Source organism: Paenibacillus sp. TSM33, assembly GCF_056099025.1.
This window is the reverse complement of the sequence record NZ_JBLZXB010000023.1, coordinates 112,538-132,637: the sequence shown is the minus strand read 5'-3', so window position 1 is coordinate 132,637 and position 20,100 is coordinate 112,538. Positions and strand designations below refer to the sequence as shown.

Here is a 20,100-nt window from a genome sequence, read left to right as displayed (position 1 = left end):
GAGATTGGAAAATGACGGAGCAGTACATTCTTGCCTTGGATCAGGGCACAACCAGTTCGCGGGCCATCTTATTTAATCGGCAGGGGAAAGTGGTGTACAAGGCACAACGGGAGTTTCCGCAGTATTTTCCCCAGCCGGGATGGGTAGAGCAAAACGCGAATGAAATATGGAGCTCTATTTTGGCTGTCATCGCCTCCTGTTTGTCGGAACCAGGTGTGAAAGCTAGCCAAATTGCTGGAATTGGCATTACCAATCAACGGGAAACTGTGGTGGTGTGGGATAAACATACAGGCCTGCCTGTATATCATGCGCTGGTATGGCAGTCACGGCAAACGGCCGGGATTTGCGAGGACTTGAAAAGCCGTGGGCTTGATGAAACTTTTCATAGCAAAACAGGCCTACTCATTGATCCCTACTTTTCGGGTACCAAAGTCAAATGGATACTCGACAACGTTGAGGGAGCGCGGGCCCAGGCGGAACGTGGAGAGCTGTTGTTCGGTACAATCGATACCTGGCTGATCTGGAGACTGTCCGGTGGTAAAGCGCATGTAACGGACTACTCCAACGCTGCTCGTACGCTGATGTACAACATTTATGAGCTAAAATGGGATGAGGAGCTGCTGGATATTCTTGGCGTTTCCGCATCTATGCTGCCGGAGGTGAGGTCGTCCTCCGAAATCTATGCGAATACGGTGGATTATCATTTTTTTGGACAGGAAATTCCCATTGCCGGAGTGGCGGGCGATCAGCAGGCAGCTTTGTTCGGTCAGGGATGCTTTGACAAAGGCATGATTAAAAATACATACGGTACGGGATGCTTTATGTTAATGAATACCGGAGATGAACCCTGTGAATCGAAGCATGGACTGATTACGACCATTGCATGGGGGTTGAACGGTCAGGTGAAGTATGCGTTGGAGGGCAGCATTTTTGTAGCGGGGTCTGCTATTCAGTGGCTGCGTGACGGGCTACGCATGTTCCGCGAGGCCAGAGACAGTGAAGCGTATGCGGCGCGAGTGACCTCAACGGAAGGTGTATATTTTGTCCCGGCCTTTGTGGGGCTCGGCAGTCCGTACTGGGACAGTGACGTGCGCGGCGCGACCTTTGGCTTGACGCGGGGAACGACCAAGGAGCATTTTATCCGAGCGGTACTGGAATCACTGGCCTATCAGACCAACGATGTTCTAACCGCCATGGTGAGCGACTCGGGTGTACCTGTGCGTTCATTGCGCGTAGATGGCGGTGCAGTGATGAATGAGTTTCTGATGCAATTCCAGAGCGATATTCTCGGTCTGCCTGTGGAACGACCTGCTGTGAACGAGACAACTGCACTGGGGGCGGCGTATTTGGCTGGGCTGGCAGTCGGCTTCTGGAACAGTCTGGATGAAGTCCGGGGATATGCTCAGAGTGACCAAACCTTCACTCCAACCATGAGTGAAGATGTACGGGCTGAACGATATGCAGGCTGGAAAAAGGCAGTCCATGCCGCAATGGCGTTCAAGTAGAGGTGGTTTTACAATAGGAGGAAGTCATCTGGCAGCAGGCAGATTTCCCTTTTCATCGTGTACTGTGTGTGCTACGATATAGATAAGTTAATACCCGTCAGGAGACTTGGAGAGACCATGAACCGCTCGGCATCCGCCGCAGCGATGTTCGTGGTCTTTTTTTGTATCCTTTGATGATTCGGTGTCAGATGGCATAGCAGACATGTACGAAATTGGAGGGATAGATGATGGGAGAACAAGGATTTGCTGCACAGGAGAGAACGGCCGTTTTGGAACGCATGGGGCGTGAGCATTTTGATATTTTAATTATTGGTGGCGGCATTACAGGGGCGGGAATTGCGTTGGATGCGGCGGACCGTGGTTTGAAGACGGCTCTGGTGGAAATGCAGGATTTTGCAGCAGGCACCTCCAGTCGCTCTACCAAGCTAGTGCATGGTGGTCTTCGTTATTTGAAGCAGTTTGAGGTTAAAATGGTAGCTGAAGTTGGGAAGGAACGAGCCATCGTATTCGAAAATGGCCCTCATGTGACCATTCCGGAGCGTATGCTGCTTCCTTTTCACCAGGGTGGCACATTTAATGCGTTCACCACCTCGATTGGTCTGCTGGTGTATGATTTCCTCGCTGGCGTGAAGCGTAGTGAGCGCCGCCGCATGCTGGACATTCAGGCTACGCTGGAGCGCGAGCCTTTGCTGAAGAGAAAAGGACTGAAAGGAAGCGGTAGTTATGTGGAGTACCGCACAGACGATGCTCGCCTGACGATTGAGGTGATGAAGGAAGCCGTTACACGAGGGGCGCTGGCTGTGAACTATGCCAAGGCTGACAAGCTGCTGTATGACAGCGGACGAATAAGCGGCGCCAGTGTAACCGATCGGGTAACGGGAAAGCCATACGAGATCAGGGCTTCGCTGGTCATTAACGCTGCCGGGCCATGGGTAGATACGTTGCGGGAAATGGATCGCTCCAAAGAGGGAAAGGTGCTTCGCCTGACGAAGGGTATCCACCTGGTATTCGATGCTGAGCGCTTCCCGCTTCAACAAGCAGTGTACTTCGATACACCGGATGGACGCATGGTGTTCGCGATCCCGCGTGATGGCAAAACCTATGCAGGTACGACCGACACGGTGTATGAAGGGGATACGGCGCACCCTCGGATGACCGCCGAAGACCGGGCGTATGTGCTTCAAGCGATCAACGGGATGTTCCCGGATGTGAAGCTGACGGTTGCAGATGTGGAATCCAGTTGGGCAGGGGTACGCCCGCTCATTTATGAAGATGGTAAAAGCCCTTCAGAAATTTCACGTAAGGACGAAATTTGGGAATCCCGTTCAGGTCTGATCACGATTGCAGGCGGCAAGCTGACAGGCTACCGGAAAATGTCCGAACTCGTCGTGGATCGTGCGGTGCGGGAGCTGGGCCGCTTGCATGGGCAAAGCTTTCGGGCATGCCGCACGAGGCATATTCCGATTTCGGGCGGGAGCGTAGGCGGCTCGGCGGGTTGGGACGCTTTCGTGAGCAAGCAAGCCGCAGCGGGCGCCGCGCTCGGTCTGTCGCCAGAAACCGCCAGAGCATGGGCTGCTCGCTATGGCTCAAATGTGGAGCGACTGTTCGCCATAGCGACACGGAGCATGAAGAACGCCACCGAGACGGAAGCGGCACTGCCTGTGGAAGTGCGTATTCCGCTTCTGTACGCGATGGAACAGGAAATGACGGTGACACCGTCTGATTTTTTCATACGTCGTACTGGTGCGCTGTTCTTTCAGATTGACGAGGTGAAGCGCTGGAAACAGGCTGTCATTGCTCTGATGTCCGAGTATGCAGGCTGGAGTGCTGAGCAAGAACGCCAATATACGACGGAGCTGGATGCTTATCTGTATGAAGCTGTGACACCTGTAGAGGTAGAGGCGGAACCCGGCGCCGTTAAAGCCATCTGATACAGCGTGAAAGGGCCTACAAAACAAAAGCAGTGATTCTCTATTGATAAGAGAATCACTGCTTCTTTGTATACAGATGGCTTACAGCATCAAGTGGAACAGGAACGGCGCAGCCGCCAAGGTAAAGAGAGCGGCGAGCACCATCGAGATGCTGGAGATGGTACCTGTCAGCGAACTGAATTCGAATGCTTTGGAAGTACCTGTACCATGCGCACCGGTACCGAGCAATACCCCGCGTGAAACTTCATTTTCGATCCGGAACAGCTTTACGGTCATTGGGCCGATAATAAGACCGCTCAATCCGGTCAAAATAACGAATACAGCCGTGACTGTTGGATTACCGCCAATCGTTTGCGATACATTCATCGCAATAGGCGTCGTAATGGAGCGAGGAATCAGGCTGCTCAGCAGCGAGGAATCCAGATGCATCCACTTGGCGAGCGCCATGGAGGACAGCACGGCTACGACAGATCCAGACAACACGCTAAGCACAATTTGGGCCGCGTGTTTCTTTAACACAGGAAAATATCGGTACAAAGGGACAGCAAATGCAATCGTAGCTGGCTGTAGCAGCATGGATAGCAAATGAGCGCCCGAATTATAAGAACGGTAGTTCACACCCATCAGCGTTAAAATCAAAATAATAACAACAGGTGTAATGAGCAATGGGGACATATACACCTTGGGCAGTGTGCGGTACATGCGTTTGGCCATCCAGTAAATAGCGAGTGTCAATACAATACATAGAAGACCGGTCATGATGATTTATGCTCCTTTCGTTTACCAAGCAGACTGGCGATCATACCTGTGCAGGCCATCACCAGGAAGGTGCCGAGCAGTACGACCAGCATAATGCTCATGCCGTCGTGTTCCAGCATCGGCCAATAATTCATAACACCCACAGCAGAGGGAATAAAGAATAATAGCAGCTCGGCCAGCAACCAGTTAGCGCCAACCTCGATCCAGCTTAGTCGAACCACGCCCGTTTGCAGCAGAATAAAGAGAATCAGCATACCGATGATACTACCGGGTACAGGCAGGTGGAGCCAGGAGACCACCGCGTTCAGGATGAGCGAAAAGGCCATCAGGACGGCGATCTGAAGGACACCGCGTATGAAGCTTTTCATATATAAAGTCTCCTATCTTTGAGATCCGTTATTTTCAAACTGTAATGAAATTTTACATCACAAGCTTTCATGAGTAAAATGCATATAAAGAATGAAGTCCATTCCGTTTGTCTATGGAAGAAGGTGTAGCTTTGGATATCCGACATTTGCAATATTTTCTGGAAGTCGCGCGGTTGCGTAGCTTTACGAAGGCAGCCCAGAGCATGTTTATTACTCAGCCGACGATTAGTAAGACGATTAAAAGCCTGGAAGAAGAATTGGGAGTTACTTTGTTCGATCGTATTGGCAAAAGAATCGTACTGACGGATGCGGGCAAGATCATTGAGCTTCAAGCGCAAGCGATTGTGAAGTCTTTTCAGAGCTTATCCTCGGAGCTGAGTGATTTGATGAACCTGAAAAAAGGACATATCCGCATCGGGTTGCCTCCTATGGTCGGGTCTAGCTTTTTTCCGCGTGTCATTGGTGAGTTTCACAAGGCCTTTCCCGATGTGACGATTCAATTGTTCGAGGATGGAGCGAAGAAAGTGGAGCAGGACGTAGAAGCTGGCGCGCTGGATATCGGGGTGATTGTGCTGCCACCGGTTGGAGATATGTTCGAGACATTTCTATTTGTGGAGGAAAAGCTGAATCTGCTCGTTCATCCTACGCATGCATTGGCTGAGTGCAAGGAGGTGCCGCTATCTGCGTTAGCAGAGGAGGCATTTGTGCTGTTCCGTGAGGATTTTACGCTGCATGACCGTATCATTGCCGAATGTGTTCGTGCCGGCTTCCAGCCGCGTGTAGTCTACGAAAGCTCTCAATGGGATTTGATCAGCGAAATGGTTGCTGCCAACCTGGGAGTAGCATTATTGCCGGAGGCGATATGCCGGGATTTGGATTCCGAACGATTGCGTGTTCTTCCGCTCGTTGACCCTGTTATTCCTTGGCATTTGGGGATGATTTGGCGGAATGATCGCTATCTGTCCTTTGCGGCCAGAGAGTGGATATCCTTCACACAGCGATTGTTGCGGACAGAATATGGCGGAAGTCGTCGGTGAGAAGGACGGGTGCGGCTTACATCATAAAAAAGCTGCCCTGAGGGGCAGCGATGTAGCTTGCTTCTATGAGTGTGTTTGGTTGATTGCGCGCTTGGTGTGAAGGTACTTGTCCATAATACGGTCAAGCCTGGAGGATTTGTCCAATACACGTTCATCTCTTAATCCGTGCAAGTCAGCCATGCGATTCAGTTCACGGCGTTCTTTTTCCATGAGTTTTTCCAATTGTTCGAGGTTCACAAAGCCCACCCCCCATGTCGATTGTAAGGCATGTCTCCACTAGCGGCAGCAGTTTTTTTGATAACGATGTTATTTCCATTTTACCACTTTTTATTAACATTAATCCAGCTTTCCTGACATTTAGCGACTAATAATTATGGTTTTGCCAACTTTACCCGATTGCGTCCTGACCGTTTAGCTTCATATAATGCTTCGTCTGCCCTTTCCAGTAAGTGCCTTGATGCAATGACAGGAGAACTGCCTGCTCCGATGGATACGGTTAAAGAGATTATGGTTCCGTCATTCAAGAGAAAACATTCATTTTCCACAGCTTTCCGAATCTTCTCAGCAAAGCTTGCCGCCTTTTCGGTATCACAATCTCCTAGTAAAATGGCAAATTCCTCTCCGCCCTTACGGGAGGGGTATGCTCTCGTTGTAGATTCCCGGTTTAACAGAATTCCCAGTTGGCTTAAGACGGTGTCTCCGTTCAAATGGCCATACGTATCATTAATTTTTTTAAAGTGGTCAATATCTAGCATTACAAGTCCAAAGGGTTTTTTTGTAGTCTTGGAAGCATGAAGTACCTCTTCGAACAGCGCATCAAAAGCACGAGGACTGTATAACCCGGTTAAATGATCGCGGTTCGCAGCTTCTTCCAGCAGATGAATAGCCCGTTCTGTTTTTTTGATATGAGACATCATAAAATAAGTGAACAAGCCGCCAAGCATCTTCACGGTTGTGATTATTATAATAGATTCCGAATTGGGAGGATTAGCTACAAAGAAAGTAGATAACAGCGACACAACGACAGCTCCAAGCACAGCTGACATCCATTTGCTGAGTGTTAGCTTTTTTTCTCGAATAAAGATAAGTGAAACGACTAATGTCATGAAGCAATTGACAGTAGCAGTCAGAGAAACATCTGTCCAACCCCCAGTGATGTAAATACGGTACAGACTTATGATCAGGGTGGTCAGTAGTCCGGATACCGATCCTCCCATATAAACGGATATGATAATCGCCAATTGGCGCAGATCCACCACAAAATGCCCATGGATCCATAAACCGGTCATCATTAACAGAATGCCAAACAGGCCCAGCATTAAACCGTTCATTACCTGATGAATGAGTGCGTGGTTTGTCAGGTAACGTTCATATTTCCGGGATAATAAATTTCCAAAGAATAAGAAGCTTGTTAATAACGCAAAATTGTTAATTAATTCTTTTAACATGTCCCTGTCCTTTATGCTGTAATGTGAGTTGTAGTATCGTTGGGAATAAAGTAAAATGCCTCGTTTCTATATTTCGGTAAAAAGTAGATCTGAATGAATACCAATCGAATACAAACGATGCTTATGTCCCTTACGTTTCGTTGATCTACGTGGTACAGTGTAAGGACTATGACCGGAACGGGTGATCGTATGAAGGAACCAATTCACATTTCGGTGCGTCCACTTGTGGAATATGTGCATCGAAGTGGCAGCATTCAGAGCGGCTTTCGTTCGAATAGCAGTATGCAGGAAGGAACTCGCGTGCATCAGGTTATCCAAAAGGGTTACAAGGAGCATGAACGCAAAGAGGTACATTTACGTACAGAAATTTTGTATAAGGGCGAATTGTTTATCATTGAAGGCCGCTGTGACGGACTGATTGAGCTGGACGGCGTATGGACGGTTGATGAAATTAAATCGATCTCTCAGCCCCTCGAAGATATCCAGGGGGACGGCCAACCCGTACACTGGGCACAAGCATTTCTGTATGCCTATATGATTGCTCGTGAGGAGCAGCATCATTCCATGCAGGTTCAACTTACTTATGTACAAGCACATAGTGAAGACATTCGCCGTTTCAGACGGATGTTATCTTTTGCAGAGCTGGAAGCTTTCGCTCAGGAGATGATTGCTGGTTATGCACCGTATGCATTTCTGCTGAGAGCACATGAGGAGAAGAGGGATACCAGTATTGCTAAGTTAGACTTTCCTTTTGACACGTATCGTTCAGGTCAGCGAACTCTAGCGGGTTCGGTGTACAAGACGATTGCCGAAGGAGTTAACCTGTTTGCCAAAGCACCCACAGGTATCGGTAAAACGGTATCCACCTTGTATCCTGCGATTAAAACGATCGGCGAAGGACTGGCTAGGCGAGTATATTATGTAACGGCTCGTACCACCACTCGGACAGCGGCTGAAGAGGCTTATGCCCGAATGCAGGCCCAAGGGCTGCACATGCATGTGGTAACGTTGACAGCAAAGGATAAAATTTGCTTCAAGGATGAAAATGATTGTGATGCTGGAGCATGCAGCATGTGTGAGGGCTATTACGACCGGATCAACGGTGCGGTGTCCGATATTTTGGCGAATGAGACGTTAATGACACGGTCGGTGATCGAGCGTTATGCGCGCAAGCATAAGGTATGTCCCTTTGAATTTTCACTAGATGTGGCGTATGCCTCGGATGGTATAATCAGTGATTATAATTATGTTTTTGATCCACGAATTTCTCTAAAAAGATTGCTGGAGGAGCATAAGCGAAAAGGTGTTGTGCTGGTGGATGAGGCGCATAATCTGGTGGAACGCGGCCGGGACATGTTTTCGGCGGAAATCCTGAAATCTTCTTTTTTGGAACTGAAAAGAGAATTTAAGTTGCTAAGCCCGGAGATTGCTGCGGCTGCGAGTGCAGTGAACGCACAAATGATTACGCTGCGCAAGTTGCATGCAGATACAGGGAAAGCAGTGGAAACAGCAGCACCGCAAGAGTTGCTGGAGCTGTTGGTGCCTTTTGTGGAGGCCGCTGAACGTGAACTGGTGACGGGGAGCAGTACAAGTCGCGCAAGCAGTGAGGGGACGACTTATGCATTGCTTCTGGATACATATTTTACCGCTCAAAATATGCTGCGAATTGCTGCTTTATACGATGAACGTTACGTTACTTATATTGAAGCGGGTCGCAGTGAGGTGAGGGTGAAGCTGTTCTGCCTCGATCCTTCGCACTTGCTGGGACAGGCTGTAAAGAACTACCGCTCAACTATATATTTTTCGGCGACATTGACACCGCTTGCTTATTACCGGGACATGCTCGGAGCAAGCGAGGAAGACTATACGTTACAGGTCCCTTCCCCTTTCCATCAGGAGCAATGGGATGTACGCCTGCTGCCGCTCTCCATCCGTTATCGGGATCGTGAGCGTTCCAAAGGCGCGATTGCCGATCTGCTGGCTGGATTGGTTGCGGAGCGGAAAGGGAACATCCTTGTATTTTTCCCGTCTTATCCGTATCTGCGAGAGGTATACGAGGAGTTTATGCTTCGGGACGTGTCTGCAGATACGTTGGTACAAAGTCCAGGTATGACCGAACCGGAGCGTGATCGGTTCCTGGACACCTTCCAGCCTGAGCAAGAGCGCACCCTGCTCGGCTTTGCCGTACTGGGTGGTGTGTTTGCTGAGGGTGTCGATTTACCGGGTGATCGCTTAAACGGGGTGGTGGTCGTCGGTGTCGGCTTGCCGCAAATTGGAGCAGAGCGGGATGTGCTGCGGGATTATTTTTCGGAACAGGGACGAAATGGTTTCAACTATGCGTATGTATATCCGGGGATGAACAAGGTCCTTCAGGCAGGTGGCAGACTTATTCGCACAGAGGATGACGAAGGGCTGTTGGTCCTGGTAGATGATCGTTTTGCCAAGGAGCCGTATGCTTCTTTGCTGCCAGATGAATGGAAAAGCTACCGTTTGACGGAACAAGCGGGTTTAAGGAAGGAATGGATGGACTATGAATTTTAATTTTCATAATGACTCCATACGCGGGGTGCTGCGTAGCTTTGGACATGAGGATGCCGAAGTAGATAATATAGAGACTTTTGTGACATTTGCGCGCTTGGCTAACGGTATTTTCAGAGAAATGGATACAGATTTGACCAAGTTGGGAGCTTCTCAGGGCCGGATTATCGTTCTTAGCCTGTTGCATTGTCATGCGCCGCATCGCATGACACCATCGGAGTTAGCGGAAAAAGCGGATGTCACGCGGGGGACCATGACGGGGCTGATCGACGGATTAGAGCGAGATGGCATGATTGAACGTGTGGCCCATGAGAGTGACGGACGGATGGTGACTGTCGGATTAAAAGAGGCAGGACGAGAACTGTTAAGCAAGATAGTCCCTTATTATACGAAGCTGATTCGGTCATGCATGTCTGAGTTTACGCCGCAGGATCATAAGATGATGAAGGGTTTACTGGGGAAAATGAAAGGCGGTTTTGAGCGGTCGTTGCCGAAAAGCTGAATCCTTGATGTCGGGAATAAGGAATAGGAGAGAGAACATGTTCTTTTATACAGATGAGGTCTATGAAGGCCGTGATTTTGGCTCAATGGATGCCAGAGAAGGCGAGTGGAGAAATTGCGAGTTTACCCGATGTCGCTTTCGGGGTGTGGAGATGAATGAGTCCCTTGTGGAAGACTGTACTTTTGTGGACTGTGATTTTACCGGAGCCATTCTGAATGCATCTCACTACAAGGAGTCCGCTTTTACCAATTGTCTATTCACCAGCGCGAATCTGTTTGTAGTCCGGTTTGATAACTGTAAGCTGGTAGGCTCAGACTTTGCAGGGGCAAATATGGATGGGATCACGATTACGGGCGGAGACTGGTCTTATACGAACTTACGTCATGCAGATTTAAGAAAACAGGATTTGCGAAAAATACGCTTCAAGGAAGCTGATTTATCCGAATGCCATCTGGAAAAGGCAGATTTGCGCGAGGCGGATCTTACCCGGGTAAGGCTGCACAAAGCCCACCTTCAAGGAACAGACCTGCGCGGTGCGAAGATGGATGGCGTGAATTTTAAAGATTTGGACATCACCGGAGCGAAGATAGATATCGAGCAGGCAGTAGCAGTGGCCCGCTCCTATGGAGCCAAGATAGATGGTTAAAAGCACGGAGATACAGGGGCTGTCTCGACCTGTGTTACCCCGTGCTGGAGAAATGGAGGAATACTAAGAATGGAAAATTATTCCTTATGGGATACCGGCAGTAGCGGAATCGCTGCTTCCGGATTTTGATTTGGCAACTGATCAACTCCCACGGGATCTAGAGGCTGCTGTGGTACCGTCCAGTTGCGTGCCGTATCTGCGGCAGTTTGCTGCTCCAGCAGGCGTTTGGCCACTTCGTAGCACTCATCAACATGCCGGTTGCCAATGGTCCGCATTGCAGTAAAGCCAATCGCTGCGGCTAGTCCTTGCCCCAGTAGAGGGACAAACTTGCTAACCTGCTTGGTGGCAATGCGAATGCCCATTTTCTGCAAAATCTTCACGATGGCTTCTCGGGTGATGAGTCGTCCGATTAGCTTGCTGCCAATTGAAGTGATAAAGCCATACACCATCGACTTTGTTTCTGCATCCAGACCCTCCAGCTGCTGCTCAGATAATCCGAATTTTTCATTAATGGCAGGCAGTAGCTGCATCAAAATGCCGACATCAGCAAGAACGTCAGCCCCTGGAATGGGGACCAATACAGCTCCTCCTGAAGCTGCAGCCCTTTTCGTCACCATGGATTTACACTCTTTGCGGATCTGCTCCAACTCTTCTATTGTTCGGTCTGTCATATGCATCTCTCCTTCCTACGCTTCCGATTAGGACCCATGCCTCTACCCTGTTATTACACACATTTCTACCTTTTTTAAGCATGGAGCAGATAAAAAAGTCCCTGATGCACGTACTATCACACATTTACTCCTGTGTAGCGATCAGGCATAATGAAGGATGGTTGCCGATAAAAGAACAAGCCTGTTTTACGGGGATAAAGGAAGGAAGAGACAGATGAGTCAGACAAATGTTTATTTTAATCATGATGGTGGAGTGGATGATCTAGTATCCCTGTTTATGCTGCTTCAGATGGAACAGGTTCATTTGACCGGAGTATCGGTTATTCCAGCAGACGGTTACCTGGAGCCGGCGACGGATGCCAGCCGTAAAATTATTGATCGTTTTGGACAAAATAAAGGGCCTGTTGAAGTCGCCAAGTCTAATTCACGCGGTAAAAATCCGTTTCCTGCCGCTTGGCGTTTACATTCCTTCTATGTAGATGCATTACCTGTGCTGAATGAATCGGGGCGAATGGAAGCACCGCTTTCATCCCTGCCAGCTCATCAGCATCTAATTGAAAAGGTACGCGGAGCTGAAGGTAAAACGCTGTTACTATTCACTGGACCGCTAACCGATCTGGCACGGGCACTGGATGAAGCACCGGATATTGAAGCCAAGATTGAAAAGCTGGTATGGATGGGCGGCACCTTTGAAAAAGGGAATGTAGAGGAGCCGGAGCATGACGGTACTGCAGAGTGGAATGTGTTCTGGGACCCGGAAGCGGCCTATCGGGTATGGCAAAGCGGTATCACGATTGATCTGGTGGCGCTGGAAAGCACAAGCAAAGTGCCTTTAACTCCAGCAGTACGCAATCGTTGGGCTGCCGAGCGCCGATATGAAGGCGTTGATTTCCTGGGCAATTGCTACGCAGGATGTCCTCCGCTCGTGTATAGCGAGACCAACTCAACATATTACCTGTGGGATGTACTGACTACTGCATCCGTAGGGCGCCCGGATATTGTCAAGAAAAAGACGGTGCATTGCAGCGTTATCGCAGAAGGCCCAAGTCAGGGCAGAACGGTGGAACAGGCGGATGGACGCCCTGTGAACCTGGTATATGATACAGACCCGGAAGCCTTCTTTACGTATATGGCGGATTTGGCCAAGCAGGCTGCTCCCAAACGTTACTAAGCCCAACTATCCACAAACGTGTGGCATACAGTGATCATACTGCCTAGTGCATATTCATAGCTAAAACCCGTGACGCTATCTGTCACGGGTTTTATTAATTGGCCCAATATGATTGCAAGCCTACCGTTTGTTCAGGCTGACTCCTGGTATATTTTTAGAGTGAACTGGAGCGTGATCTCCGTCCCTCTACCAGGCTCGCTAATCCCTGTCATTTTACCATTCATTCGTTTCAACAGCTGTTTGGTAATCTGCCAACCCAAGCCGAGATTGTCATATGAGTGAGAGTACCCATGGTCATGCTCAAGCCACAATTTTAGCTTATTCGGAGGTATACCGATTCCGGTATCCTTCACCCGCACTTCCAATTCAACCTCAGGCGCATCGGTCACAGATTGAGTGGTTGCAGATAAGATGACTGATCCTGTGCTTGTAAACTTCACTGCATTATCCAACAAATTAATCAGCATACGCCGAATTTTAGCCTCATCCCCGATAAAAATAGGCGAGTCGGTAAGATTCCAATCCAGCTTTAATTCTAAATTTCGTTGCACAGCTACTTCTGTGTACAAGCTCAACACATTTTCCATCATCGTTCTCAGGTCAAACGGGTCCTCAAGATCATCAATCTGTCTGGATTCAATATTGCTATACTCCAAAATATTATTCAGCAGCATCATAAGTGAGCGACTGCTCGACTCCATGATACTCATATATTGCTGTTGTTCCTCTGTTAACTCCGTGGTTAGCATGAGATCCGTGGCTCCCCATATTTCAGTGAGCGTAAACCGAATTTTATTACTCAGGGAAGAAATCAAATCCAGCTTGCTCATGGAAGAGACTTCAGCATCGAACTTGTCTTTTTCCAGTTCCACCACATAACCCAGAAATACAGCCATAGCCTGAAGGGCCTTTATTTCCGTTTCTGTCAAATGTGCAGATGGCGCATCCAAAACACAAATGGTTCCGTAAGCCTGACCATCTTTCATGCGAATAGGGATTCCTGTAAACGAGTGGTTTCCAATAGTTTTAGTCACCTCTAAATCACGTGTGTGCGGGTGATTAGACGTTTCCGAAATGGTGAGATAATCGGCGGAATGGTTCAGCACCAGACTGCAATAGCTAAGCTCAAAAGGAAGTTTCTCTCCATTACGAACCAGTACCTCTTCCCGGTTAAATGAATCTACAATCACATTGGTAACCCCATCATTAGCGGCAATAAAAATGGTATTTACATGTAAAATATCACTCAGCACATCAATGACGTGCGCAGTAGCTTCTTGAATACTATTATAAAAACCTGTAGGTGAAGTAGTCATGTGTCTCCAATCCTGATGCAAAGTGGTGGTTATCAAAACTCTAATAGTTTGTGTACCCCATTCCTGTTCCTCTGAATGTATTGTTGGAGCGTATCCTTAATTATACATCATTATTTCGTTATAAACCTGAGTCTTACTACTTCGAATTACCTATTCCTTTGCACAAACCTTCATCTCCTAGGTCTGGTCTATAGTTTTTTTGAGAGGTATGGGGTATACGAATACACATTTATGAAATCATAAAATATTTTTTTGGGTTTTTATACATTCGTTTACAATCTCATCATATGAAAAAAGTGTAATTAAATAGGAGGATAGGACCAGTAATATCATGTAAATATTCTATATAATAGGTTCAGAGGTGGAATTATGAATAGACTGGAAGCCCTAGATCACTTCCATAAGACCTATGCGGAAGATGTGTTGAATAATAAATTACTTCAGGTAGCGGTTTTATATGAGCACAGAAAAGAAGAGCTCATCTTCTCTTTTATCCAGTCCTTTCAATTGATCTGCCTGCAAGCGAATTCTGCAGAAATGTCCAAAATAAGAATCGGATATATTACCTATTCTATGCGGCGCACATATCTGATGGATCGCAACTATAACTATGTCATCGAGGTGTATGGTAGGGATTGGTACTTCGATCCTCTACCTTATCGTGGAACCTATGATGCAGGCTGGGCGTTCAGCTTGTTGGCAGAATTGCAGGACGAACTAAATCAGCTTCGAAAACCTTATATGAACAAGGTTATTCAGCCGGATGTCGAGCGATTTGTACTTCAGGCTGCGTGGGAATTCCATCAATACATTTTGAAATTAGCTAAAGATGCTATACAGCAGGCTGTACAACTCCCCGAATTCAAGGCATTGAAATGCGAGGACGATTTGGAAATAAGAATAGGAGAGTATAAAGGAATCAGTGAGGTGGTGTATCCAACAGCTTATGGAGTACTACATGATTCAACAGGATAATCGTATTACAGAGTATATGTTGCCAGTAGAGATAAATCGTAGACAAATGTTGGGGTGGGCAGAACGCTCATCATGTACTGATGAAGAGTCTATTTTGCAATGTTATGTATCGGGCGATGCGGACTATATTGATTTTATAGAGCAACCGGTAGCCATTGTTTCTGAGCAACTAAAGGAAATCTTCGATATTTATCAAGCCGGATTAAGCTGGAAGCTGATTGTTTTTGCTGATATGCAGCATATGCAGCAAACGAGGTATTGGCTGGCTCATCCGCCTAGCCTGATGTGTTTATCACCACGTAGCGAGTATCATAGGGACGGTACACTGAAGAAAATCATTTTAGATGAATATGCAGTCGAGAATCATAAGATATTCAGGGTTCAGCATGCCAATCATCATATCATTGTGGATCTAGATGTAGCTGAATGTATGTTGAAGTTCAATCTGGCAGGCTTGAAATTACAAAAGGTCGATACGGAGAGGCCGTTTATATAAAGGAGAATCCGATCATGAGTGAGAGCTATGTAGTGGACGGGGCACACATACAGTGTACCTATGGAAGTCATTCGGGCAGGTTTAGTGTTTCATCTAACAGGGGGATTAGTATTGGTGATAAATTGCAGGGGAATATTCAGGATTTTCACCCGCAGACGCATATCCCATCTTTCGGCATGTGCCGTAGTATGCACAATCCTGCAGTTTCTTCTGCTAACAAGGGTAATTCTGGAAGAATCATTCCGCAACCCTGCATACCGAGCGTGTCTATACCTTGGTTGAATGGAAAGAAGGATGTATACGTGGATCAATCTCCGGCTCTGATGAGCTGCTCCACGAACTTATGCATGTGGTGCGGAAAAATTTCATTCACGTCAGATGGGCAGGAATAGCTACTCATTGTAGAAACATCACATGTTAAGACAAATGGGGGGGGAGTAAGATGGGACTGACAGAAACTGTGCTGACTTATGGAAATATTAGAGTGAATGCGCCGTATGAAATTGTCCATCTGCTGGATGTTCAATTGACACAGAAGGTAAATGAGCACAGCAAAGTGTACATCACTGCTCTCATACCGGATGAGGATCATGCGAAATATGATGGTTTAGCGCATGATGAGGATGTGCTAGAGGTATACGAGACGGATGAAGATCGAGGTACAATTAACATTTTTAAAGGAATCGTCACTGATATTAAAATTGGATTCAAAAATGGCGTATATCACATGTATATAGAGGCTGCTTCTTTTACATATATGCTGGATCAACAACGGAAAAATCGTTCTTTTCAAAACAGCAACTTGACGTATTATCAATTGTTTCGGGAGCTCATAGATAGCTATCCACACGGCGATTTTATTGACCTGACAGACAGCAACCAAAAGCTCGGCGGCTTTACTATTCAGTATGGGGAGAGTGATTGGGAGTTTCTGAAAAGGATGGCCTCTCATCTGCACACTGGACTGATTGCCGAGATTACATCCGTATTTCCGCGACTATGGTTAGGTACCTCAAAAGAACAGGTGAAAGGTGAACTGAGCAGCATTAACTTTTCCCTCCAAAAAACAAAGTCAGGCCCCCAGTATACGTATGCTGAAGTGGAGGACACGAAACGTTTTGAACTTGGAGATGTGGTCTTGTTTCGACGAAAGCATTGGGTTATTGATCAGATTCATGCAGAGATGAAGCAGGGCATTATGACATATGACTACGTTCTCGTTCCAGAAGCGGGCATTTCGAGGGAGGTTATACATAATCAGTTTATTAAAGGTGCTTCTATTGAAGGGAAAGTTATTGAATTAAATAGCGAAAACGAATCCGTTAAACTTCACTTGTCCGTAGATTCCACGCAGTCCAAGGCTGAAGGGTGCTGGTTTTCTTACCCCACTATGTATACCGGTGATGGGATCGGCTGGCATTGCATGCCCGAGCTTGGGGATCATGTCCATTTGTATTTTCCATCCAACAATGAAAAGGAAGCTCGTGTAGTTCAATCTGTGCGTAAGAGAGACTACAAAGGAGATGAAATCAGCCAGCCATCCAAAAAGCTGCTTCATACCAAATCACAAAAAGTGGCGAGATTCGATGATAAGGAATTGGCCCTCTCCACCCAGAAAGACAAGATACTTGTACGCTTAAATCCTGCATCTGGTATTCACGTGTACAGTCATCACGATCTTACCTTTCACGCCGATACAGACCTGGTGCTGCATGGCAAAAAGGTACAGATGACCGCTACTCGCGAAATATCTCTGACGTGCAAAACCAGCTATATCCGAACCGATGGAACACTTCATATCAAGGCTAGTAAGTTCATGAAAAATCAGGTGCCTGATGCCGAATTGAAAGCTTATCAATCCCTGATTCAAGAATTGAAGGGGAAGGGATATCCACAATGGGTACAGGATTTGCTGCTTCAGTACAAAGCCGACTACTACAAGGCCGTGGCAGCAGGGGACAAAAAGGGGGCCAAGGAAGCAGCGGCCAAGGCCAAGCAATTGCGTCAGCAGGTGGCAGAAATAGATCGTATGCCTGCCTGGGCCAGAGCGCAAATGCATGAATACACGTCCCAATGGTGGGAAGCGCATGGCGCAAACGACAAGGCCAAGCAAAAGCAGATGCATCTTCTCGCCAACCAACTGCGTGACAACGTGCTAATCAACGAGCTGATTCGTGGTCATTCAGCCAAATCCTATCTGGATGCGAATCGGCTGGAGGAGCTGTCCGGACAATACGCAGATGCGGCCCATAAGCTGACCGTTGCCGATCAAAAGGCTATTGCTAAGGAAGCGGCTGCCCTACGTAGTAAGTATGGTGTGAACAGCCTGCTTGCCAGAGAGAATTTGAACAAGCTTGCCAAAAAGTATCCAGACAGCTTCTCGTACAAGCTACCAACTACAGGCGATTGGGATAAAGAGCTTAGCGCCGCACTGCATGATTTTGCGAAAAAATACGGCCTGGAGAATAAGGGCTATGGTCGGGATGTACTGGCCGTATACCTGCATCAAGTAGCCAATGGTATTCTTCCATGGCCTAAGGTTAATAAGGCTGCAACGCCAGCAGCTCCAACAACGAAAACGGAACCGGGCAAGAAGACGCCGACTACTCCTGATAAACCGTCGAAAGAGGAAACGAAGCCATTAGATCCTAAGGATTATAAAGATGGATTGGTAGCGGTGAAAAAGATTGAAAGCTATATAAGTAGTAAAGGCATAAAAGGTAATCAAGCCCGGGCTCTGTACAGAGTAAACGATTATACCAATAACAGTATCATTCAAAAGAAGCTGTCCTCGAATCGTAAAGCACCGCTTGTGTTTTTCTTTGAAGGGGATGGTTCTTATAGTTATAAACAAGAAGACCACCCGGAAGGTCGATATGGAGCAATGGCAATTGTGGTGATAGACGGCGAGATTAAGTATACAAGCAAAAATGCCAGCACACTTCCTGATTATGAGAGCAAGTATAAAACGGTTAAAGATGGAGTTTATGAGTTTGTAGGCGGGTTGCATTTGAGTACTTATCCTGCTTTGCGTATTCGGAATGGTGCACCAGTTCCAGCAACCAAAGGAAGTCAAAAAAAAGAGTGCACAGCAGACGGTGTAAATATACACCAGGGCTATAGTGCTGATAAAAAGCCTAAACCTACTTCGACAGCTTGTATAACGATTCATAAAGACGAGTATGTCAGATTTCTGAGTTCAGTAGGCGTGGTGAAGAACTCATTAAATGAAGACGCTAAACCTGTACAAGGGCTAGCTATTCTTGATCGGAAGGATAGAACAAAGTGAAGATAATCAGAAACATATTAGTCATTCTTTTTTTAATTATGTTGTCAGCATGTAATGCTTCTCCAAAAGACCCCACCTCCTTTTCTTCGAAAACGGAAGGTGTAGTTTCAGAAAGGGTGGCATCATCTAATAAAAGTGATAAAGCGGAACTTGCTAAAGAGAATGACAAGAAAGAGTGGGCTTTAACGGTAGAAGAAGGCAAAGAAGATCCTGTAACATATTTAGTTCAGTTGGAAGGGGCAAAAGTCGAACGGTTCTTAAGTGCCGAGAAACTGATTAGTCTTCTACAGTCGAAGGAGGATAAAGACAAATATCGAGATTCCTATGTGGATGTAGGGAGAATCCAAGAAGATGGGAGTCAAGTCGCATTCGTATTGGATTTATTTAATGAAGCGAAATTAATAGTACAGATTTATGATTTGGATTCAGGTAACAAAGTCAATGAATTTAAGCTGCCTTATAACCGTCCGGTAATTTCTCCTGATTTAACCAATTATTTATATGAGGACAAAGATAAAACGTATATATATGATACTGTAACGAAACAATCAAGAGCTATTCAATCAAATGGAAGTTCTATAGATATAGATGACATTCATCAAGGACAATTTTCACCAGATAGTACCCAGTTTTGTTTTACCGACAGCCAGCAGAATATTGTCATATTTGATATATCAAATTATAGAATCCTTAAGAAAATTCATATAGATTCTGGTATGGCGATAGTCAACCAATGGGCTCAGAAGAATCAATTAATCTACTCTATTGACTCCATGTCTGTGAATAAAACGTATTTGTTAAATTTAAATAGTGGAGAGAAGCGCCTTTTAGGCAAAGGGATGGATCAGCCCTTAATGTCTCGAGATGGTTCGGAGGTATGGTTCGAAAAGTTAGATTCGCCATCCAACTATAAACTGAATATAAATACAGGTTTAGAAAGTAAAGTCGCATCTATCACTATAATTAATGAAAATATGGCGACACCTGTGCAGTGGTTTTACACCGCTAATGACTTTTCTAAGTATGAAAGTGAGATAAAAGTGCATCAAATTAAAGCTTCATCGACTCTGCCAAGTAAAGGCATGCAAACTTATGATGCCAAAAATTTGGTAGATAGAGATTCATCTACTGCATGGTGTGAAGGCGTGAACGGCAACGGGGAAGGAGAAACAATAGTATTAGACCTGGGCTCTTTACAAAAGGTAAATGGCATCCAAATTATTAATGGATATGCTAAGTCTGGAAAAAGTTATCGGGAGAATAATAGAGTTCAACAACTAAAACTGGAATTCTCGGATGGTTCCTCTTTAGAAATGAATGATTTTAACACACGTAAAAAATTTAAGGAGCCTATTCATACCTCATTTATCAAACTTACGATTTTATCAGTTGAACGTGGAACAAAATATCAGGATACATGCATTTCTGATATACGGCTTTTCTAGCAT

At 46.4% G+C, this 20,100-nt stretch carries 18 protein-coding genes; 12 read left to right on the top strand and 6 right to left on the bottom strand.

Going from position 1 to position 20,100, the window contains the following annotated elements; all coding sequences use genetic code 11:
* Positions 1-11: 11 nt before the first annotated feature.
* Together glpK and ACN6NF_RS23895 are read left to right on the top strand one after the other, a co-directional pair.
* Complete coding sequence (gene glpK / locus ACN6NF_RS23900; protein ID WP_474319967.1) at positions 12-1,505, top strand: glycerol kinase GlpK; 1,494 nt, start codon at positions 12-14, stop codon at positions 1,503-1,505.
* A gap of 227 nt (positions 1,506-1,732) precedes the next feature.
* Complete coding sequence (locus tag ACN6NF_RS23895) at positions 1,733-3,436, top strand: glycerol-3-phosphate dehydrogenase/oxidase (RefSeq protein ID WP_474319965.1); 1,704 nt, start codon at positions 1,733-1,735, stop codon at positions 3,434-3,436.
* Positions 3,437-3,517: 81 nt separating this feature from the next.
* On the opposite strand, the gene ACN6NF_RS23890 is transcribed toward ACN6NF_RS23895, so the two are convergent.
* Positions 3,518-4,195, bottom strand: a complete 678-nt coding sequence (locus ACN6NF_RS23890) for a CidB/LrgB family autolysis modulator (protein ID WP_474319963.1) — start codon at positions 4,193-4,195, stop codon at positions 3,518-3,520.
* Entirely contained in the window at positions 4,192-4,563 is a 372-nt protein-coding gene (locus ACN6NF_RS23885; RefSeq protein ID WP_016822733.1) for a CidA/LrgA family protein, read from the bottom strand. Before ACN6NF_RS23885 ends, ACN6NF_RS23890 begins: the two co-directional genes overlap by 4 nt.
* Before the next feature lie 131 nt (positions 4,564-4,694).
* On the opposite strand from ACN6NF_RS23885, the gene cidR reads away from it, so the two are divergent.
* Positions 4,695-5,600: a cidABC operon transcriptional activator CidR gene (cidR, locus tag ACN6NF_RS23880; protein ID WP_474320293.1), complete on the top strand. Its 906-nt coding sequence runs from the start codon at positions 4,695-4,697 to the stop codon at positions 5,598-5,600.
* 63 nt (positions 5,601-5,663) lie between these two features.
* Here the strand turns inward: cidR and ACN6NF_RS23875 are convergent, their stop codons facing one another.
* Positions 5,664-5,837, bottom strand: a complete 174-nt coding sequence (locus ACN6NF_RS23875) for an aspartyl-phosphate phosphatase Spo0E family protein (RefSeq protein WP_013373596.1) — start codon at positions 5,835-5,837, stop codon at positions 5,664-5,666.
* A gap of 134 nt (positions 5,838-5,971) precedes the next feature.
* Positions 5,972-7,048 carry a diguanylate cyclase gene (locus tag ACN6NF_RS23870; protein ID WP_474319960.1) on the bottom strand — a complete coding sequence of 359 codons (1,077 nt, stop codon included), beginning with the start codon at positions 7,046-7,048 and terminating at the stop codon, positions 5,972-5,974.
* A 168-nt stretch (positions 7,049-7,216) separates the two neighbouring features.
* On the opposite strand from ACN6NF_RS23870, the gene ACN6NF_RS23865 reads away from it, so the two are divergent.
* Genes ACN6NF_RS23865 through ACN6NF_RS23855 form a run of 3 tightly spaced genes read left to right on the top strand, consistent with a single transcriptional unit; the run spans position 7,217 to position 10,734 of the window.
* Positions 7,217-9,589: an ATP-dependent DNA helicase gene (locus ACN6NF_RS23865; protein WP_474319959.1), complete on the top strand. Its 2,373-nt coding sequence runs from the start codon at positions 7,217-7,219 to the stop codon at positions 9,587-9,589.
* Positions 9,579-10,088, top strand: a complete 510-nt coding sequence (locus ACN6NF_RS23860; protein WP_040102632.1) for a MarR family winged helix-turn-helix transcriptional regulator — start codon at positions 9,579-9,581, stop codon at positions 10,086-10,088. Before ACN6NF_RS23865 ends, ACN6NF_RS23860 begins: the two co-directional genes overlap by 11 nt.
* Before the next feature lie 37 nt (positions 10,089-10,125).
* Complete coding sequence (locus ACN6NF_RS23855) at positions 10,126-10,734, top strand: pentapeptide repeat-containing protein (protein WP_474319957.1); 609 nt, start codon at positions 10,126-10,128, stop codon at positions 10,732-10,734.
* Positions 10,735-10,811: 77 nt separating this feature from the next.
* Here ACN6NF_RS23855 and ACN6NF_RS23850 read toward each other — a convergent pair whose 3' ends face one another.
* Positions 10,812-11,405, bottom strand: coding sequence for a hypothetical protein (locus ACN6NF_RS23850; protein ID WP_474319956.1), 594 nt, complete (start codon positions 11,403-11,405; stop codon positions 10,812-10,814).
* 214 nt (positions 11,406-11,619) lie between these two features.
* Here ACN6NF_RS23850 and ACN6NF_RS23845 point away from each other — a divergent pair, with 214 nt between their 5' ends.
* Positions 11,620-12,576, top strand: coding sequence for a nucleoside hydrolase (locus ACN6NF_RS23845; protein ID WP_013373589.1), 957 nt, complete (start codon positions 11,620-11,622; stop codon positions 12,574-12,576).
* 131 nt (positions 12,577-12,707) lie between these two features.
* On the opposite strand, the gene ACN6NF_RS23840 is transcribed toward ACN6NF_RS23845, so the two are convergent.
* Entirely contained in the window at positions 12,708-13,892 is a 1,185-nt protein-coding gene (locus tag ACN6NF_RS23840) for a GAF domain-containing sensor histidine kinase (RefSeq protein WP_474319955.1), read from the bottom strand.
* Between the two features lie 369 nt (positions 13,893-14,261).
* On the opposite strand from ACN6NF_RS23840, the gene ACN6NF_RS23835 reads away from it, so the two are divergent.
* The 5 genes from ACN6NF_RS23835 to ACN6NF_RS23815 are packed head-to-tail and all read left to right on the top strand — an operon-like array spanning position 14,262 to position 20,097.
* Positions 14,262-14,867 (top strand): hypothetical protein, encoded by a 606-nt coding sequence (locus ACN6NF_RS23835; RefSeq protein WP_474319954.1) that lies wholly within the window; start codon positions 14,262-14,264, stop codon positions 14,865-14,867.
* Positions 14,851-15,363, top strand: coding sequence for a hypothetical protein (locus ACN6NF_RS23830; protein ID WP_474319952.1), 513 nt, complete (start codon positions 14,851-14,853; stop codon positions 15,361-15,363). The genes ACN6NF_RS23835 and ACN6NF_RS23830 overlap by 17 nt, the downstream gene beginning before the upstream one ends.
* Before the next feature lie 14 nt (positions 15,364-15,377).
* Complete coding sequence (locus ACN6NF_RS23825; RefSeq protein WP_474319951.1) at positions 15,378-15,755, top strand: DUF4280 domain-containing protein; 378 nt, start codon at positions 15,378-15,380, stop codon at positions 15,753-15,755.
* Positions 15,756-15,805: 50 nt separating this feature from the next.
* Positions 15,806-18,652 carry a phage baseplate assembly protein V gene (locus tag ACN6NF_RS23820; protein WP_474319949.1) on the top strand — a complete coding sequence of 949 codons (2,847 nt, stop codon included), beginning with the start codon at positions 15,806-15,808 and terminating at the stop codon, positions 18,650-18,652.
* Complete coding sequence (locus tag ACN6NF_RS23815; protein WP_474319947.1) at positions 18,649-20,097, top strand: NADase-type glycan-binding domain-containing protein; 1,449 nt, start codon at positions 18,649-18,651, stop codon at positions 20,095-20,097. Before ACN6NF_RS23820 ends, ACN6NF_RS23815 begins: the two co-directional genes overlap by 4 nt.
* The last annotated feature ends 3 nt before the right edge of the window (positions 20,098-20,100 follow it).

Bases quoted from the DNA above. Each gene is read 5' to 3' on its own strand.
- glpK (WP_474319967.1), top strand. From the start codon at position 12: ATGACGGAGCAGTACATTCTTGCCTTGGATCAGGGCACAACCAGTTCG.
- ACN6NF_RS23895 (WP_474319965.1), top strand. From the start codon at position 1,733: ATGGGAGAACAAGGATTTGCTGCACAGGAGAGAACGGCCGTTTTGGAA.
- ACN6NF_RS23890 (WP_474319963.1), bottom strand. From the start codon at position 4,195: ATGACCGGTCTTCTATGTATTGTATTGACACTCGCTATTTACTGGATG.
- ACN6NF_RS23885 (WP_016822733.1), bottom strand. From the start codon at position 4,563: ATGAAAAGCTTCATACGCGGTGTCCTTCAGATCGCCGTCCTGATGGCC.
- ACN6NF_RS23870 (WP_474319960.1), bottom strand. From the start codon at position 7,048: ATGTTAAAAGAATTAATTAACAATTTTGCGTTATTAACAAGCTTCTTA.
- ACN6NF_RS23865 (WP_474319959.1), top strand. From the start codon at position 7,217: ATGACCGGAACGGGTGATCGTATGAAGGAACCAATTCACATTTCGGTG.
- ACN6NF_RS23860 (WP_040102632.1), top strand. From the start codon at position 9,579: ATGAATTTTAATTTTCATAATGACTCCATACGCGGGGTGCTGCGTAGC.
- ACN6NF_RS23855 (WP_474319957.1), top strand. From the start codon at position 10,126: ATGTTCTTTTATACAGATGAGGTCTATGAAGGCCGTGATTTTGGCTCA.
- ACN6NF_RS23850 (WP_474319956.1), bottom strand. From the start codon at position 11,405: ATGACAGACCGAACAATAGAAGAGTTGGAGCAGATCCGCAAAGAGTGT.
- ACN6NF_RS23845 (WP_013373589.1), top strand. From the start codon at position 11,620: ATGAGTCAGACAAATGTTTATTTTAATCATGATGGTGGAGTGGATGAT.
- ACN6NF_RS23840 (WP_474319955.1), bottom strand. From the start codon at position 13,892: ATGACTACTTCACCTACAGGTTTTTATAATAGTATTCAAGAAGCTACT.
- ACN6NF_RS23835 (WP_474319954.1), top strand. From the start codon at position 14,262: ATGAATAGACTGGAAGCCCTAGATCACTTCCATAAGACCTATGCGGAA.
- ACN6NF_RS23830 (WP_474319952.1), top strand. From the start codon at position 14,851: ATGATTCAACAGGATAATCGTATTACAGAGTATATGTTGCCAGTAGAG.
- ACN6NF_RS23825 (WP_474319951.1), top strand. From the start codon at position 15,378: ATGAGTGAGAGCTATGTAGTGGACGGGGCACACATACAGTGTACCTAT.
- ACN6NF_RS23820 (WP_474319949.1), top strand. From the start codon at position 15,806: ATGGGACTGACAGAAACTGTGCTGACTTATGGAAATATTAGAGTGAAT.